Annotated in this window: 16 protein-coding genes and 1 pseudogene; 16 read left to right on the forward strand and 1 reads right to left on the reverse strand. The window is 46.9% G+C overall.

The genetic code is table 11. The features are described from left to right. The first annotated feature begins 19 nt into the window (after nucleotides 1–19). The 3 genes from ABWV76_RS17990 (at nucleotide 20) to ABWV76_RS18000 (ending at nucleotide 4,576) form a co-directional block, all read left to right on the forward strand. A complete protein-coding gene (locus ABWV76_RS17990; protein ID WP_353376842.1) occupies nucleotides 20–844 on the forward strand; it encodes a hypothetical protein in 825 nt (274 codons plus the stop codon). 147 nt (nucleotides 845–991) lie between these two features. Beyond that, complete coding sequence (locus tag ABWV76_RS17995; RefSeq protein WP_353376843.1) at nucleotides 992–3,766, forward strand: valine--tRNA ligase; 2,775 nt, start codon at nucleotides 992–994, stop codon at nucleotides 3,764–3,766. A gap of 165 nt (nucleotides 3,767–3,931) precedes the next feature. Next, on the forward strand, nucleotides 3,932–4,576 hold the full coding sequence (locus ABWV76_RS18000) for a DUF4304 domain-containing protein (protein ID WP_353376845.1): 645 nt from the start codon (nucleotides 3,932–3,934) through the stop codon (nucleotides 4,574–4,576). A 432-nt stretch (nucleotides 4,577–5,008) separates the two neighbouring features. On the opposite strand, the gene csrA is transcribed toward ABWV76_RS18000, so the two are convergent. After that, nucleotides 5,009–5,197: a carbon storage regulator CsrA gene (csrA, locus tag ABWV76_RS18005; protein WP_020412229.1), complete on the reverse strand. Its 189-nt coding sequence runs from the start codon at nucleotides 5,195–5,197 to the stop codon at nucleotides 5,009–5,011. 933 nt (nucleotides 5,198–6,130) lie between these two features. Here csrA and ABWV76_RS18010 point away from each other — a divergent pair. From ABWV76_RS18010 to ABWV76_RS18070, 13 genes and pseudogenes are all read left to right on the forward strand, one after another. Then, nucleotides 6,131–6,481: a hypothetical protein gene (locus tag ABWV76_RS18010; RefSeq protein ID WP_353376846.1), complete on the forward strand. Its 351-nt coding sequence runs from the start codon at nucleotides 6,131–6,133 to the stop codon at nucleotides 6,479–6,481. A gap of 94 nt (nucleotides 6,482–6,575) precedes the next feature. Further along, entirely contained in the window at nucleotides 6,576–6,824 is a 249-nt protein-coding gene (locus ABWV76_RS18015; RefSeq protein ID WP_026304956.1) for a DUF7336 domain-containing protein, read from the forward strand. A gap of 126 nt (nucleotides 6,825–6,950) precedes the next feature. Further along, entirely contained in the window at nucleotides 6,951–7,364 is a 414-nt protein-coding gene (locus ABWV76_RS18020; RefSeq protein WP_020412226.1) for an SRPBCC family protein, read from the forward strand. A gap of 65 nt (nucleotides 7,365–7,429) precedes the next feature. After that, on the forward strand, nucleotides 7,430–7,741 hold the full coding sequence (locus tag ABWV76_RS18025; protein ID WP_353376847.1) for a hypothetical protein: 312 nt from the start codon (nucleotides 7,430–7,432) through the stop codon (nucleotides 7,739–7,741). Nucleotides 7,742–7,981: 240 nt separating this feature from the next. Beyond that, nucleotides 7,982–8,224 (forward strand): annotated as a pseudogene (locus ABWV76_RS18030) (DUF7674 family protein); the annotation flags it as partial. A gap of 88 nt (nucleotides 8,225–8,312) precedes the next feature. After that, a complete protein-coding gene (locus tag ABWV76_RS18035) occupies nucleotides 8,313–8,726 on the forward strand; it encodes a hypothetical protein (protein ID WP_020412222.1) in 414 nt (137 codons plus the stop codon). Nucleotides 8,727–8,757: 31 nt separating this feature from the next. Further along, nucleotides 8,758–9,366 carry a hypothetical protein gene (locus tag ABWV76_RS18040; protein ID WP_353376849.1) on the forward strand — a complete coding sequence of 203 codons (609 nt, stop codon included), beginning with the start codon at nucleotides 8,758–8,760 and terminating at the stop codon, nucleotides 9,364–9,366. Between the two features lie 653 nt (nucleotides 9,367–10,019). After that, complete coding sequence (locus tag ABWV76_RS18045; protein WP_282951430.1) at nucleotides 10,020–10,664, forward strand: hypothetical protein; 645 nt, start codon at nucleotides 10,020–10,022, stop codon at nucleotides 10,662–10,664. 59 nt (nucleotides 10,665–10,723) lie between these two features. Then, on the forward strand, nucleotides 10,724–10,864 hold the full coding sequence (locus ABWV76_RS18050; RefSeq protein ID WP_353376850.1) for a hypothetical protein: 141 nt from the start codon (nucleotides 10,724–10,726) through the stop codon (nucleotides 10,862–10,864). 611 nt (nucleotides 10,865–11,475) lie between these two features. Beyond that, a complete protein-coding gene (locus ABWV76_RS18055; protein WP_353376851.1) occupies nucleotides 11,476–11,874 on the forward strand; it encodes a hypothetical protein in 399 nt (132 codons plus the stop codon). Nucleotides 11,875–11,981: 107 nt separating this feature from the next. Then, nucleotides 11,982–12,428, forward strand: coding sequence for an SF0329 family protein (locus ABWV76_RS18060; protein ID WP_353376853.1), 447 nt, complete (start codon nucleotides 11,982–11,984; stop codon nucleotides 12,426–12,428). Between the two features lie 1,153 nt (nucleotides 12,429–13,581). After that, nucleotides 13,582–14,004, forward strand: a complete 423-nt coding sequence (locus tag ABWV76_RS18065; protein WP_353376854.1) for a hypothetical protein — start codon at nucleotides 13,582–13,584, stop codon at nucleotides 14,002–14,004. Nucleotides 14,005–15,176: 1,172 nt separating this feature from the next. Then, the gene (locus tag ABWV76_RS18070; RefSeq protein ID WP_353376855.1) at nucleotides 15,177–15,659 is read left to right on the forward strand and encodes a YcxB family protein; all 483 of its coding nucleotides are present in this window, start codon (nucleotides 15,177–15,179) and stop codon (nucleotides 15,657–15,659) included. The last annotated feature ends 398 nt before the right edge of the window (nucleotides 15,660–16,057 follow it).

A 16,057-nucleotide genomic window follows, 5' to 3' on the forward strand; every position in this document is an offset into this window, starting at 1 on the left:
GTAATTACTCACTACCGCTATGTCCGGTCGAAAGAACAAACACAAGCAGCGCGGACAACAACGCAAGCAGCCCAGCGAATTGCTCAGCGAGCTCAGTTCGTTGCACGACCTCCTTAATAGCGACGACCTGGACGAAATTCCCCTGCTCAATCAGGTAGCCGGCCCTCACGGGCAAGGCACTCCCCAACAGACACCAGAGCCCCGATCCCAGGTAGAGGTCCCCACCCTTACTGCCGAGCCACCATCGGATCTCCCTTCATCAACAGACTCTATGTCTCAGCAACAACCAGCTCCTACTATAGAGGAGGATGCCCTGGATACGGCGGATCTGCCTATTCTATTCTCGCCGGTGGAAGAAGTTGCCCCTTCAGAGTGCGAAATGCAGCTAGCTGAGTCCGACCTGGCATTGCTGCGTCCACTACAGGAACTGCCCCCAACTGAGACTGAAACCGAGGTGACAGATCCTGAAGCGACTGGCAGAGGGATAACTGAAACTGCGAAGCAAGCTCAGGTAGAGAGCAGCCCCGCCCAGGAAAACCCTTTCTTGCCTGCCCATATTCGTGCGCGCCTCACTGGTGGCAAGGTTCCCACCGGTGTAGACCAGGATGCCCAAAGTCCAGAGCCGGTAGACCCCACCAGCGCAGGTACACGCACCCAGGCCCTGGCAATGGCCCAAGCCATTACTGAAGAAGGGGAGCCTGCCGACCAGCTGGAGCCAACCGAGAAGGAACGGCAGCGCCAGGCCCTGATCGAACAGTTAGTTGCACAGCAATTGCCACAACTGGAGAGGCGGTTGCGCGCACAGATAGAAAAAGTCGTCGACGAGCTGGGCGTCTGGGACTGATTACCAATACAGGCAAAACCTGCCTTTTGCCCACCAGACCCCGGCGGTATAATTGCCGCCTTTTCCGCGCAGCCCGAGCAAGCACCAGACTATCCTGAGCCAAAACGCTGTGCACGCAGTCAGTTAAACACAAGGTTTCCCGCCCGCATGGACAAAACATACCAGCCCAACGCCATCGAACAGCAGTGGTACAAAACCTGGGAGGAGAATGGCTACTTCAAGCCTTCCGGGGATACTGAGGCCAAGCCCTACAGCATCATGATCCCGCCGCCGAACGTCACCGGCAGCCTGCATATGGGCCACGGTTTCCAGGAGTCCATCATGGACGCCCTGATTCGCTACCACCGCATGCAGGGAGACAACACCCTGTGGCAAGTGGGCACCGACCATGCCGGTATCGCCACCCAGATGGTGGTAGAGCGCCTGCTGGGCGCCGAAGGCGTATCCCGCCACGACCTGGGCCGCGACAAGTTTATTGAGAAGGTCTGGGAGTGGAAGGAAGAGTCCGGCGGCACCATTACCCGCCAGCTGCGCCGCCTGGGCGCCAGCCCCGACTGGTCCCGCGAACGCTTCACTATGGACGACGGCTTCTACAAAGCGGTGCAGGAAGTCTTTATCAAACTGTATGAAGACGGCCTGATTTATCGCGGCAAGCGCCTGGTGAACTGGGACCCGAAATTCCACACTGCGATCTCCGATCTGGAAGTATTAAACGAAGAGAAGCAGGGTCACCTGTGGCACTTCCGCTACCCGCTCTCCGACGGCTCTGGCCACTTGGTGGTCGCCACTACCCGCCCGGAAACCATGCTCGGCGATACCGCCGTAGCCGTACACCCGGAAGACGAGCGCTACCAGCACCTGATTGGCAAGACCATAAAGTTGCCCCTGGCGGATCGCGAAATCCCGATTATTGCCGACGAATACGTCGATCGTGAATTCGGCACCGGCTGTGTGAAAATCACCCCGGCCCACGACTTCAACGACTACGAAATGGGCCAGCGCCACAACCTCGAGATGATCAACATCCTCGATGCCGACGCCCACCTGAACGACGCAGTGCCGGAAAAATACCGAGGCATGGAGCGCTTTGCCGCGCGCACCCAGATTGTCGATGACCTGGACGCTCTCGGCCTGCTGGAAAAAGTAGAACCCCACACCCTCAAGGTACCCCACGGAGACCGCTCCGGCGCCGTGATCGAGCCCTGGCTCACCGATCAATGGTACGTAAAAACCCAGCCCCTGGCCGATGAAGCCATCGCCGCCGTTGAAGATGGCCGCGTTGAGTTCGTACCGAAAAACTACGAAAACATGTACTTCTCCTGGATGCGCGATATCCAGGACTGGTGTATTTCCCGCCAACTGTGGTGGGGCCACCGCATCCCCGCCTGGTACGACAACGCCGGCAATGTCTACGTTGGCCGCAGCGAAGAGGCAGTGCGCGAGAAGCACAGCCTGGGCACCGATATCAGCCTGCGCCAGGACGACGACGTACTCGACACCTGGTTCTCCTCCGGCCTGTGGACCTTCGGCACCCTGGGCTGGCCAGAAGATACCGAAGAACTGAAAGCCTTCCACCCCAGCTCCGTGCTGGTCACCGGCTTCGATATTATTTTCTTCTGGGTTGCGCGCATGATGATGCTGACCCTCTACTTCAAGAAGGAAGTACCGTTTAACACCGTGTACGTGCACGGCCTGGTGCGCGACAACCACGGCCAGAAGATGTCCAAATCCAAGGGCAACGTGATCGATCCTATCGACCTGATCGATGGTATCGACCTGGAGAGCCTGGTAGCCAAGCGCACCTCCGGCATGATGGTGCCGCACCTGCGCGAGAAGATCGAAAAGCAAACCCGCAAGGACTTCCCCGAAGGGCTCGAAGCCTACGGTACCGATGCCCTGCGCTACACCTACTACTCACTGGCATCCACCGGCCGTGACATCAAGTTTGATGTAGGCCGTATCGAAGGCTTCCGCAACTTCTGTAACAAGATCTGGAATGCCTCCCGCTACGTGCTGCAAAACTGCGAAGGACAGGACTGTGGCCAGGACAACAGCAGCGACTATGAACTGACCATCGCCGACCGCTGGATTATTTCCCAGCTGCAGCGCACCGAAATCACCGTACGCGAAGCCATGGACACCTACCGCTTCGACCTCGCCTCCCAGGCCCTGTACGACTTTGTCTGGAGCGAGTACTGCAGCTGGTACCTGGAGCTGTCCAAACCGGTACTGTGGGACGACAACGCCTCCGACGCAGTGAAGAAAGGAACCCGCCGCACCCTGATCCGCGTACTGGAAACCATTTTGCGTCTGGCCCACCCGCTGATGCCGTTTATCACCGAAGAAATCTGGCAGCGTGTAAAAACCCTCGCCGGTGCTGAAGGCGATACCATTATGTTGCAGCGTTATCCAGAACCTAACAAGAATAAGATTGATGAAGAAGCGGAAGCGGCTGTTGCCTGGTTGAAGCAGGTTATTGAAGGCGTGCGTAATATTCGCGGTGAAATGAATATTTCCCCGGCGAAGAAAATCCCACTGATTCTGCGCGGCGGTTCCAGCCGTGACCAAGAACTGCTGGAGCAAGCCCGCAGCCTGCTGATCAAACTGGCGAGCCTCGAAGAAATTACCTGGCTGGAAAGTGGTGAAGCGGCCCCCGCCTCCGCCACGGCCCTGGTAGGCGATATGGAATTGTTGGTACCCATGGCCGGCCTGATCGACGTTAAAGCCGAAAGCGCACGCTTGCAAAAAGAGATTGATAAGCTATCGAAAGAGCTGGCACGGGTCGAGGGCAAGCTGAACAATCCCAAGTTTGTGGACAAAGCCCCCGAAGCCGTTGTTGCCAAGGAAAAGGACAAGCTCGCGGAAATGAAAGGTGCTCACGAGCGTCTGCAGCAGCAGCTTGAGGAAATCAGCAACCTTTAATGGTTCTGATAATCCGCTCTGGTGAAGAGCGGATCTGATTTAAAAAAGGGGGCTCTGCCCCCTTTTTTTGATATAAATCAAGCAACCCCTTCTTGCCCTAGCGCCTTTCGATTTTCCAACAACTCCAGAACCTGAGTATGTGCTCAATGTTATATGTAAAAGAAGATGAATCACAATAAACTAATTACGCAAAAAGCTAGAGAAAACCTTAAGCCTTTAGGATTTGTACAATCCGGTAAATCTCGAATCTGGTATAAAGACAACGGTTGGTGGTCTGTAGTAGTTGAATTTCAACCCAGCTCTCACACAAGAGGCACTTATGTAAATGTGTCTGTTAGTCATTTTTTCTATGAGTCGGCCGGCTGGGCTTTTCATATACCTAATAGACTTCCCGGTTTTGCAAACGCAGAAGATGATTCTGATTTTGAACATAAAGTCGATAAGATAACTATAGAGGCAGCAACCTTAGCCTCACACCTTTTAGAGAAATATAAATCTGTAGAAGAGTTTATTTCATGGTATTCCAGAGATGAACGTCGCTCTATATGGGATGATTATTATTGCGGTTTATTTAAAGCCCTTTCAGGTAATCTAGATGAGGCTAAGTGTTACTTTCAAAACATATGCGACTCCAAGTATGATCGCACTTGGGAAGATGCTGTTCAGCGCAGGGCTGGTGAGTTTGTATTCCTCCTAAGTAATCCAGATGCGTTCAAAAGCTCATTACAAGGCATTGTATTAAGGACTAGGAACCTAATGTGCCTTAATGACTACAAAGAAGGTGAAATAGTTCTACCATGGGCATCGTAACGTATAATCAGTTTAGGTTTGGGATGTGCTAGACGTGCACCCAAACTAAAGGTGTAATAAGTATTAATTTATGAACTCGATTCATCTGGAAGGCCCACGATTTTATAGTCAGGAGGATGAAGACCTCTTTTTTCGATGCATCTATAACATGCCAGGTTACAAGGGTGTAAAAGGTAGGGGTACAGTGCTCACGATCATTTTCTCTGATCAAATTTCCGCTGAAACACATGGCCTAATTAAGGCGCTTTGCGCGAGATGGGAAACAGCTATATACAGGTAAGGAAACTCATCTCACACCGTATTTATAACAAGTGGCTCAAGTCCCGCGTGGCCACCTCAGAACGCGCTAGCGCGCCTCCAGCAAGACTTTAACCCTATCGCCCGGCAGACTGTGCACGCAACGCACGCCCTTGCTTCGCGCGTTCCGAAATCTCAACCACCTCCATCCCCCAACACCCTCTCCTTTTGCAAACGTCTATAGATTTCCTCACGGTGAACGGGTAGAGATTTGGGAGCACGTATGCCTATCTTTACCTGATTACCCTTAACTTCCAATACCGTAATTGAGACGTTCGCTCCAATCCGTAAGTTTTCACCCGTCCGGCGCTTTAAGATCAACATATTTGCTTCCTATGAATACTCAAATCATACGTAGACCTCCCTTAATGGAAGGGTTTGAAAGTAATTTTTAAGGAAGTATCAGGTGGTGCGCGAGAACGGTAGGCATAGAGATAAAAAAGGCAGACGCAACGCTTCCAGAGCCAAGGGACACGCCCCAAACTACTGAATGGACTCCACTTTATTGAAGACGAGTGGGTTTCTAGCGTATGATCCATATAGCCATTTTGATAGTGATGATATCAATTTGGTTAGCTGGCCCCAGGTGTTAGCGCACCTTGGGTCAGCGCCTTTTACTTACTTTTACGTCACGCTACCGTTCTCCTTTGAGGGAATGGTTTTTAGGAAATTATTGATTCTCTCGAGTTTCTTGGACCGCTTTGCTCATCGGCCTTCAGAAGGCTGTTCAATGACGACCCAAATATCGATAAATATCCACCGATTTTACGCAGCTTTGACACTAAAACAAACTGAATAAAATCCAATAAGATTATTTTTGTGCCTATATTTTGTGTATTAACAAACTGAGAATCTCAGTTGCACATAAAAATAACCGTTAAGATTGGTTCTCTTCCCCGAAACTCACTTTGTAATCCAGAAACAACAGCTCATCCCTAGCGGCTTCACCTTGCTGCTTTTATATGCACCTTGTTGCTTTCTTCCTCTGTCAATCTCGAAGATCAAGTGCAGCCGCACATATCCACAGAAAAAAGCATATTAACTTATTGATTTTGAATGGGTTACGTCTGTGATAAAAAGCAGCAAAATATCAGGATATAATGCAGCCGCAATATATCCACTAGCGTAATTTTCCACCATTATCAGCTAACTTGCTGATTTATTTGTTTTTTCTGGCTAGAAGAATTTTCTCCTCTTGGGATATATTGACTGGTGATATAATGCGGCTGCTTTTGAATACACTGTTAGGTGACTCGTATGTACGTTGAAGAGATCAAGTCACTTCTAAATTACTTTGAAGATAGTGTTCCTGATCGGGAGTCGAATAGACTGCTTTGGAAGTTTTGCGATGAAAAGCACCGATGGGTAAAAGCTCACGGACTTCATTCCACAATTAGAGACCGGACAGTTAAGGCCGAGAAGCAAAACGATAGAGTCAGACTTAGCCAATATCTCTTTGAAGAGGCTGTTGCAAAGATGCTCTGGAATTTGACAAGACCCAGTACACCGTTCGATCCCGACTCGCCTTATTGGGTAATAAAAAATGCGCTGATTCTTGCCAAAGAGCTTGATAAGTCAACGGCTGATGTAGTTAAAATCGTCACCTAACAAGTGGGTGATGTTCGTTCCAGCCACTACGTGGCCTCCACCGGACGGCCCACGCTTCGCGCGGTCCGCCGCATACCCAAGCGTTAAGCACAATATGAAATCTGCATTTTTACTACAGCACTTACACGTCATCGCAGAAGATAATGAATGTGTAAAAGTCATTGGTCTCTACGCAAGTAAAGAGGATGCTCTAGGCGCCATTGAAAGGTTAGCTTCTCAACCAGGGTTCTCTGGTTGCCCAAAGCTAATTGATCCTCTTGAGATCGATGAGGAAAGTGGGTTTTATATTGATGAATATGAGATAGGCAAAGATCATTGGTCCGAGGGGTACGTTACAGTGTAATGCTTAACAAAGCCAAGCACGGACGCCAGCAAAGCTGGCTGGACCTACATTCCGCAGCTTCACTGCTCCATTTCGGCCCGTGTTGGCGGCGTTAGTTGCCCGCAAAGATTAAAGTTAGGAAAAAGAATGAAGATCACGATTGAGACAGAAGTAAATGCACCACTTCCTGTTGTTTGGGATGCTTGGGTTAACCCTGAAGACATTGTCCAATGGAATTTCGCACTAGATGAATGGTGCTGCCCTAAGGCAGATATAAATCTGAACGTAGGTGGAAAATTTAACTATCGAATGGAAGCAAAAGATGGGTCTATAGGTTTCGATTTCGAAGGTTCCTTTACCAAAGTTTCACCTAGGGAAAGGATACATTTTACGCTTAATGATGATCGAGTTGTAATTGTTGAATTTACTGAAACGGCGAACGGAGTAAGAGTTGTTGAATCTTTCGAGGCTGAGGATGAAAACGCAGCAGAGCAACAAAAGCAAGGCTGGCAAAGCATCCTTAATAATTTTAAACGCCATGTTGAAAGTAAAAGCAACTAACAAGGCCATTAACTAAGCGCCTTCGGCGCCGGACCCTCGTCCCTCGCGCCGGTTATGGCGGCGTTATGTTTCGAATCATGGTTAAAGAAGAACTTAAGATCGCATTGCTTGAAGCCGCTAGTTACTTTCGGTCTCGTGGTATCCCCGAATGGGAACTTGAAGCCCTAGGGGCGGTAAATAAAATAGAGAGAAATGACTTTAGCTTTTTAGAAGATCTTTGGATTAAATATGCACCAACTTGTGATATTGACGATTTGCTGGTCACAGAATATGCAACCGAAGATGAAGATAAGGTAAATAAGCTAAACACCCAGTTAGCAGAGATCGCAAATAAAGTGTTTGCGTTACTAGAAAGAGTAAAGTGTGAAAAAACATAACAAACAGCAGCGCGATCGCCCGCAAACTACGCGGGCTGGACGGCCTACGCTTCACTTCGGCCGCCCGTGTGCAGGGCGTTAGAACTCCAGACCGAGAAGCGAGATGGATTTAGATACCTTTTATAGACAAATTAAGGAAGCCTATCCTGAAATATCAGCACATGCTGACAAGTTATATGATGACTATTGGAACAGGTTGGTCAAACGGAATTCTCTTCATATTCTTAGTTTGAATCACTAGCGAATGCCATGAATAGTGAAATGAAAAATAAAGTGGCAGCTGATAATTATCAGGCACTCCTTGAAACCATTAGTTCAGAGTACGAGCACGGTGAAAGTGGAATAATGAAAGCAATTGACGTCGCGTTCTTAGAGAATCTGTTTTGGCAAGTAAATAGCGATAATGCTCGGCCGTACTGGGAAGTAATGCCTAAGAATCTAAAGTGGCTCTATGTCGGGTTTCACGGGCAAGCACCGCTCTAACAATCACAGGCACGTTGCTACGGCCCTCCGGGCCTCCGGGCCTCCGCAAGACGGCCTACGCTGTGGGCGTTAGGATTATAAACCTGAAATGAAAATTTTATTGACCCTTATACTTGCTTTCTTCGCTCAAGATGCACTTACATGTCAGGAGCTAAATTGGACCCCAGAACAGTGGGCTGAAAATGCCAAAGAAGTTCATATTGGCAGAGTGTCTAGCATATCTATCCCTGAGTTGGAACATCGAGTGTTAAGTAAAGAACAAGAAGATTATTTAGTTCGTGGAGCGGAAAGAGTAATCCGAATAAAGGTATATGAGACCCTGAAGGGCAGCCAAGAAAATCTTGTTCAAGTGAAATTAGGTTGGTGTCGTGGCGGTAAAGCGGATCTTGGAGAAATGGTAGTTCTTTATAGTCTCGGTAAGAAGTGGCACGCAAAGCAAGCGACTAGTGCGATTGCCAAAACTAGAGCAGCCCTAACAAATAAAGCCACGCCGGTGCTTTAAGCATTATGCAAAAAAAGGAAAGGAGATCTAAATGAGAAAAGATGAAATAATTTTGTTACTTATGCCGTTGCATTTTATTCTTACCAGTAATGTAAATGCATCAACTAATGCAGGAATTGAGTTAATATCCGAGTTAACAGCAGCAGCAAACGCTATATGTCAGTCACCCTCGGAGTTAGGATATTACTCAAAAGTGCACTTGTCAGCAGATGCCAATGCAAAACTAAAGGGTGTTTTCAAGAAGTTAGGTGATCTTAGTGGCGATATAAATAGCAACGTAACCAAAGAGAGCTGGTTGGGTGTTAGACAAAAGGATCTTGCTAGTGCAATGAAAGACGCCAACACTTGTAAGGTCCAGGTATTAAGCATGCTTACTAAAGATATAAATGTAAGTATTTCCTTGCATCAGCCTGTGTCAAATTCTGTTCCTCACTTAAATCATGAAAACGGCAGTAACAGTTGGTTATGGTTAGAGCCTAACTTGAATTCATCTGTTTTATGTAAAGCTGAATCCGGTTCTAAAGTTGATCTACTGAACGAATATACTGAAGGTTTAATCACATGGGTAAAGGTTCGAGTCAAATCTGGTAGTTGTAGTGGTACAGTGGGCTGGACAGGTAAAGACAACTATAGAGTATAGGCATAACAAAAGGTTGCAGTACGTTCCGACCTACGGCCTCGCTCAAGCTTTGCTTGAATAGGCCTCTGAACATAGCGTTAAGCCTTTGGAGGAATATGGATATACTCTTAACAACTGGGTCAATGCTGATAGAGTTCGGTCTTCTAACGCTTTTGGCTTATCTCATAGTAACGAAACCGACTAAACGTAGTTTGGTCGCTCCTGTCCTAGGGGCAGTTACCCCTATGGTTCTATTCCTAATTATTGGTGTTATCGATCATTACATTTTCCCCTCAGAAGAGCCTTCGATGTTCTTGGCTTCTTTTGCAATGGGGTTATTTTTATATTGTATTCTGGCAGGCATAGGCTTTCTCTTAGGACTTTTTCTACCAAAAGCTGTAGGTCTTCGTTGGCGGTATATAATTGCGTTTTTTCTAGGGCCAACCATTGGTTGGGGGCTAATCACGGCATGGTAGCGCTAGCGCTAAGTCTTAACAAATCAATTAACTACGCGCCTTCGGGGCCGGACAACTTACGGACTTTCACGCCATTAGTTGCCCCCCGTCTGGGCGTACCAAGTACAAGCAGGTTGCTTCGGGCCTTTGCCCCTTCGCAGGACGACCTACGCTACGCTCCAGCCGTGCCTGTTTTAGTGGTTATAACCAAGGATAGATATGGAAAATAATAAGATATTTCTAACAATCAACAGAGTTAACTCAATACTCTTTCTACTATTATTGATTACTTCATTAATTGGGGCTTTTTTTATCTTTCAAGAGATAACGAAAAACACAAGGAGAAATGCGGTAGAAATCGCAACTCCTGACAAAGAAACTAAAGAAATAATCGAGCTTTCAGATGTAGAAACAATTCGAGACAAAGGAATCCAGTATATACGTGTCTATTCAAAGCGTGACGGTGTTTTAAAGTCTGGTGGATATAGCCGAACCCTTCGAAACCTGCTTTTCTTAAGTCAAATCGGAGAGGAACCTACATGGTTACTTCCGGACAATAACTCTCAAATTATTAATCATCGCATTCTTAAAACATATGATGATCAAACAAATGAATCGACATCCGACTACATATATGTGGAGATTAGCCCTAAATCCGAAGGGGTAAGCGCTTGTGTCAGCGCCACCGATGGAACAACCCTTGAGTGCCTTGATACTGGATTAAACAAAATCATCCAGTACGAGTATTTCTCAGATAAACAGACGTTGGGCTTGCTTGTTCAAGTGTCAGATGAACTTCGCTACAAAGTTTTTGACCTTGTCTCGAAGAAGCTAGAGTCTGACAAATTTGTGATAAAGCTATAAATCTGGTAGCCGGTAGTTTCTAGCTACCGGCCCCCACACCACCCATCCAGGGATCCGCAATGGGCGGCTCCCTACCCGTAATGGATCTCTACCCAACGACAATGTCGAGCAGCTCTTCATTTGAGTTGAGTGTCATGGCAGTGCGCTACCTCAAATTTATCCGACTGGAAACATATCGGCAGGCTAGCCTTGCCTTTTAACTCATGGAGTTTGGGTTCAGGACTTCACCATGTCCAAGGTATTAATCTTGGCATTTGGTTACTATGCCGCCGGCTGACTTCTGTTGAATCACCTCAGCCATTACTGACCGAAGCGCTGCTGTGCTCCACCACTTTTGTCTATCTCCGCGATGGTGACTAGCGGGTTGGGCCTACTTATGAATCAGCGGCCACGCTGACAGCTTCACAGCAGCAAGCTAAACAGACCTCCCCAGATAAGACTGTGAACTTTCACTACACAACTGCATCATTGACTCTACCCGTTAGATCACCCGACTTCGGTGCCCTTTGCCACCTCGCCTCCAGACCAAGCCATATAAGATGCTTCTGTTCGTCAGCTCGTAGTTTTGCTAGCGACCTCCTCCCCACAAGACCACGCGGTGTTGCGGTTGCCATTCGCTGGTAGTTAGCATTTAATGGACCCCATTAAATGGTGATCTTCCTACAGGAAACTTTTACCCCATTAGCCCACGCCCATACTGGGCGTACTAAGGCGAAGCACGATAGCCAGCAAAGCTGGCTGGACCTACATTCGGTAGCTTCGCTGCTTCATTTCGGCCCATGCTGGCAGCTTTATAACTCATGAGGGCTCTGTGACCTACATAAAGTACTTGTTTGTAATTTTGTTTCCTTGGTTAGCTTTTTTCGTAGGAGACATGATTTATGGTTCTTCGCATGTGATGTTTCATCATCCCTGCGAACAATCAGAATATGGATGCTGGCCTATGGATTCTACAAGTTTTGCTATTAAAGGGGCGTTGTTTGGTATCTTTATAGGCTTGGCAAATTTGTCGTCCTCTCAGCTTAAAATATCATTGGTGTCGGCATTAGTGTTGTTGGCTTTGATTACTGTCAGGCTGGGTGCTGTTCAAATGGAGGGTATTCTGTCTGTAGTATTGGGTGGGTATTATTGGTTTAGTTTATTTGTCCCATTATTATTTAGCGCAGTGTTTTTTTACCTAGGCTCAAAGTATGTGTCAGGTAAGTTATAGCAATACCAGGTACGATCGCCAGAAAAGCTGGCTGGACCTACATTCCGAAGCTTCGCTGCTCCATTTCGGTTCGTGTTGGCGACATTAGTACTATAGAGATATAAGTAATGGGAAGACCTTGGAGTAAACTGCAGAAGGAATTTTATTTGCTGCGAGCAGATGGACTTGATCTGCAATTGCATTGCCGAGCCTATAGAATGGATTCACAAATGGGATCTACCGATATTCCTAGATATTGGATTACATTAGGCAAGGAGATAATCTGGGACTACCCAAGAGATTTTATTGGGAAGAATCATCCTAAACGAGTAAATACTAAGTGGTATCCTTATGGCAGTGATGTTCCAGATATTTCCAATCTAATACGAGAGTATATTGACACTCCAAAAGATGAGCTGATGTCAAAGAATTTTCAAAATGACCATTGGGGGTTGATTAACATATTTCGAGCTTCAGATAAGCGTATAGGTTTAAGACGCCTACCTGAGCTAAAGAGGAAAACAAAAAATAGGGCAGCATTGAAAGTAATTGAGGCGCGGCTAGAAAAGCACTGAATCTGGTAGCTAGTAGCTGGTAGCTTCTAACTACCGGACCCCAGACCACCCATTATGCGGACCCTCAATGAGCAGCTCCCTATCCGTAATGAATCTCTACCCAACGATAGTGTCGAAAAACTCTTCATTTGAGTTGAGTATCATGGCAGTGCACTACCTCAACTTTAACCGACTGGAAACATATCGGCAGGCTAGCCTTGCCTTTTAACTCATGGAGTTTGGGTTCAGGACTTCACCCTATCCAAGGTATTAATCTTGGCATTTGGTTACTATGCCGCCGGCTGACTTCTGTTGAATCACCTCAGCCATTACTGACCGAAGCGCTGCTGTGTTCCACCACTTTTTTTCTATCCCGCGATGGCGGCTAGTGGGTTGGGCCTACTTATGGGTTAGCGGCCACGCTGACAGCTTTACAGCAGCAAGCTAAACAGATCTGCCCAGATAAGAGCGTGATCTTTCACTACACAACTGCATCATTGACTCTACCCGCTAGATCACCCGTCTTCGGTGTCCTTGGCCAACTCGCCTCCAAGCTAAGCCTTCTAGGATATTTCGGTCTGTCAGCTCATAACTTTACAAGCGGCTTCCTCCCCACAAGATCTCACGGTGTTGCAGTTGCCATTTACTGGTAGTTAGCATTTAATAGAACCCATTAAATGGTGATACTCCTACAAGGGACTTTTACCCCATTTTCCCCATTAGTCCACGCCCGTATTGGGTGTACCAGTCAATGAATTACGTGCCTTCGGCGCCCGACAGCTTACAACCCGCTTCGCTATGTTACAGCTGCGGGTTATTGAGGAGTCATGTAAAAACACATTAAATAAACCAATTTCCTCATGGTGGTAATGATAATATTTTTCAACACTCTTATGCATTACACTAAGTACTCGAATTAAATAGAGGAGAATTGAATGGTTAAATACAAAAAGCAGGTGTGGGATATACGACGCTGAACTATCAATCTGGCGAGTTTGAAACCCGTCAAGATAAAGATTCAAAAGTAAATAACGTTTGTATTTTACAGCAAATTTCAAACTGGCGGCCCCCATTGAAGTAGAGAAATATAGCGGTTAAAGTTCTTATACCTTGTATCTATGGTTGGCTACCATATACCATAATTTTCTATTTACTGTTCAAAGGTGTAATACTTATGAGCGTAAAATTTCACTCAGATCAACTGTTCTACCACGGCACTAACGATCGTTATTTTGCGGAAGGCCATACCAAACCAGCGGGACAATTCTACCTCTCTACCAGTGGGTTTGAATCGCCTATTACCGCGAACACAAGATACATAATTAAATTCAAGCTTTTTAGAAATGTTAATGCTGTTGAGAGCCGGAATATCAAACGTGGCGACGTTGATGAAACTCAGCTTATACGCGATGGAGGACTGTGGTGTTCGGTACCTGATGCTGGTGAGCCTCAAGTCTTGATCCATTGGGAAACCGCCGGACACAATTTTGAGTACGTCTCCTGGTCATTCTGTTGGTGGTCTGACCGTTTTCGGTGGGTGGCTTGCTGTGATCGACCAGCTCATTACGGACTGCCCAGTAACAATCATATGGTTTGAAGTCTTTAAGGGAAGTTCACAAAACAACATGGACAGTCATTCACAAACAAGATCGGTGACTGTCCTATTTATTTGGAAGTTTTAAAAAATACAAATATATTCACGTTATTTTAGGAGTTTGGATTTTCGCCCCTCCGATTTGGTTTTTCATCGAGTATTATTTCGTATGGGTTAAAGGGACAGGAGTGGATCGCGAATAATTAGTTGCTGGTAGAGAACTAGCAAAACCTTTTTGGGCTGCAGTTTTAGCAACTCTTTTGGTTTTGATGTCAAAATAATGCATAAATCGGGTAGCCGGTAGTTTCTAGCTACCGACTCCCACACCACTCATCGTGCGGGCCCGCAATGGGCGCTTCCCTATCCGTAATAAACCTCTACCCAACGATAGTGTCTAGCAGCTCTTCGTTTGAGTTGAGTGTCAAGGCAGTGCGTTACCTCAACTTTATCCGACTGCAAACATATCGGTAGGCTAGCCCTGTCTTTTAACTCATGGATTTAGGTTCAGGCCTTCACGGTATCCAAGGTATTAATCTTAGCATTAGGCTACTATGCCATCGGCTGACTTCTGTTTAATCACCTTGGTCATTACTGACCGAGGCGCCGCTGTGTCCCACCACTTTTGTCTATCCTCGCGATAGTCGCTAGCGGGCTGGGCCTACTTATGAGTCAGCGGCCCTGCTGACAGCTTCACAACAGCAAGTTAAACCGATCTCCCCAGATAAGAACGTGAACCTTCACTACACAACTGCATCATTGACTCCACCCGTTAGATCACCCAGCTTCGGTATCCTTGGCCACCTCGCCTCCAGGCTAAGCCTTATAGGATGTTTCCGTTCGCCGGCTCGTAGTCTTGCTGCTTCCCCCCATAAGACCTCACCGTATTGCAGTTGCCATTCTCTGGTAGTTAGCATTTAATGGCGCCCATTAAACGGTGATCTTCCTACACGGAACTTTCACCCCATTAGTCCACGCCCATGCTGGGCGTGCCAAATTTAGGCAAGCGGACAAATTACTACGCCTTCGATTCCGTAATTTGCCGTTGTTAAAGGCGTTATCTGGGGCTAAGTCAAGGTCTTATGAGAGATGTGGCGTAATTGACATCAGCTTAAAGAATCATCCTGACACTCACTGTAGTGCTACGACAAATTTACCAAACGCAATAAGTTGTTTTTATGCAGCCTTTTAATACTCAATTTACCTTATCTAGAGATTACCTTGCCGAATGTTATGATCAGTCTCTCCCCTATGGGAAAAACGTCAAGCCAAATTATCTTCTTCCTACATTATTATTATCTTCTGGTGCGGGATTACTGTTATTTACTGAGCAACCTAAGATCGCAGGTTGCACGTTAATTGCATTAGGCGTGCTGGAACTGATTCACATTCGATTTCGACGAGCTTGGTGGTTAGCACGGCAAATGCTTGGGAAAAGTGCCGGTAGTGAAGTTAAATTAACCATAGATAAGAATGGAATCCAGACACAGAATCCTTATACGATAACAGCTCTGTTGTGGGCAGATATCGAGCGTATTATTGAAACCGATTTAGGGCTTATTTTGGTAGCTAAATCTGGGGGGCAGCAGTACTTATCTAAATCGTTATTACCTGCTGAATTAATTAATGAGATAGTTACCAAGATTAAGGGTAAACATTGATTTCAATAAAAAATTAAAATTGTGCCTACAATGCAGCCAATACATAAATCGGGTAGCCGGTAGTTTCTAGCTACCGGCCCCCACACAACCCATCACGCGGGTCCGCAATGGGTGGCTCCCTATCCGTAATAAATCTCTGCCCAACGAAAGTGTCGAGCAGCGCTTCACTTGAGTTGAGTGTCATGTCAGCGCGCTACGTCAATTTTATATCCGACTGGCATCATATCGGTAGGCTAGCCCTGCCTTTTAACTCGTTGAGTTTGGATTCAGGCCTTCACCCTGTCCAAGGTATTAATCTTAATATTAGGCTACAATGCCATCGGCTGACTTCTGTTTAATCACCCTGGTCATTACTGACCGAGGCACTGTTATGTCCCGCCACTTGCTTTCCATCCCCG

The organism is Microbulbifer sp. NBRC 101763 (assembly GCF_040371615.1).
Lineage (GTDB): Bacteria > Pseudomonadota > Gammaproteobacteria > Pseudomonadales > Cellvibrionaceae > Microbulbifer > Microbulbifer variabilis.

What these genes read in the sequence shown, in the direction of transcription:
- ABWV76_RS17990 (WP_353376842.1), top strand. Translation starts at nt 20, where the DNA reads ATGTCCGGTCGAAAGAACAAACACAAGCAGCGCGGACAACAACGCAAG.
- ABWV76_RS17995 (WP_353376843.1), top strand. Translation starts at nt 992, where the DNA reads ATGGACAAAACATACCAGCCCAACGCCATCGAACAGCAGTGGTACAAA.
- ABWV76_RS18000 (WP_353376845.1), top strand. Translation starts at nt 3,932, where the DNA reads ATGAATCACAATAAACTAATTACGCAAAAAGCTAGAGAAAACCTTAAG.
- csrA (WP_020412229.1), bottom strand. Translation starts at nt 5,197, where the DNA reads ATGTTGATCTTAAAGCGCCGGACGGGTGAAAACTTACGGATTGGAGCG.
- ABWV76_RS18010 (WP_353376846.1), top strand. Translation starts at nt 6,131, where the DNA reads ATGTACGTTGAAGAGATCAAGTCACTTCTAAATTACTTTGAAGATAGT.
- ABWV76_RS18015 (WP_026304956.1), top strand. Translation starts at nt 6,576, where the DNA reads ATGAAATCTGCATTTTTACTACAGCACTTACACGTCATCGCAGAAGAT.
- ABWV76_RS18020 (WP_020412226.1), top strand. Translation starts at nt 6,951, where the DNA reads ATGAAGATCACGATTGAGACAGAAGTAAATGCACCACTTCCTGTTGTT.
- ABWV76_RS18025 (WP_353376847.1), top strand. Translation starts at nt 7,430, where the DNA reads ATGTTTCGAATCATGGTTAAAGAAGAACTTAAGATCGCATTGCTTGAA.
- ABWV76_RS18035 (WP_020412222.1), top strand. Translation starts at nt 8,313, where the DNA reads ATGAAAATTTTATTGACCCTTATACTTGCTTTCTTCGCTCAAGATGCA.
- ABWV76_RS18040 (WP_353376849.1), top strand. Translation starts at nt 8,758, where the DNA reads ATGAGAAAAGATGAAATAATTTTGTTACTTATGCCGTTGCATTTTATT.
- ABWV76_RS18045 (WP_282951430.1), top strand. Translation starts at nt 10,020, where the DNA reads ATGGAAAATAATAAGATATTTCTAACAATCAACAGAGTTAACTCAATA.
- ABWV76_RS18050 (WP_353376850.1), top strand. Translation starts at nt 10,724, where the DNA reads ATGGGCGGCTCCCTACCCGTAATGGATCTCTACCCAACGACAATGTCG.
- ABWV76_RS18060 (WP_353376853.1), top strand. Translation starts at nt 11,982, where the DNA reads ATGGGAAGACCTTGGAGTAAACTGCAGAAGGAATTTTATTTGCTGCGA.
- ABWV76_RS18065 (WP_353376854.1), top strand. Translation starts at nt 13,582, where the DNA reads ATGAGCGTAAAATTTCACTCAGATCAACTGTTCTACCACGGCACTAAC.
- ABWV76_RS18070 (WP_353376855.1), top strand. Translation starts at nt 15,177, where the DNA reads ATGCAGCCTTTTAATACTCAATTTACCTTATCTAGAGATTACCTTGCC.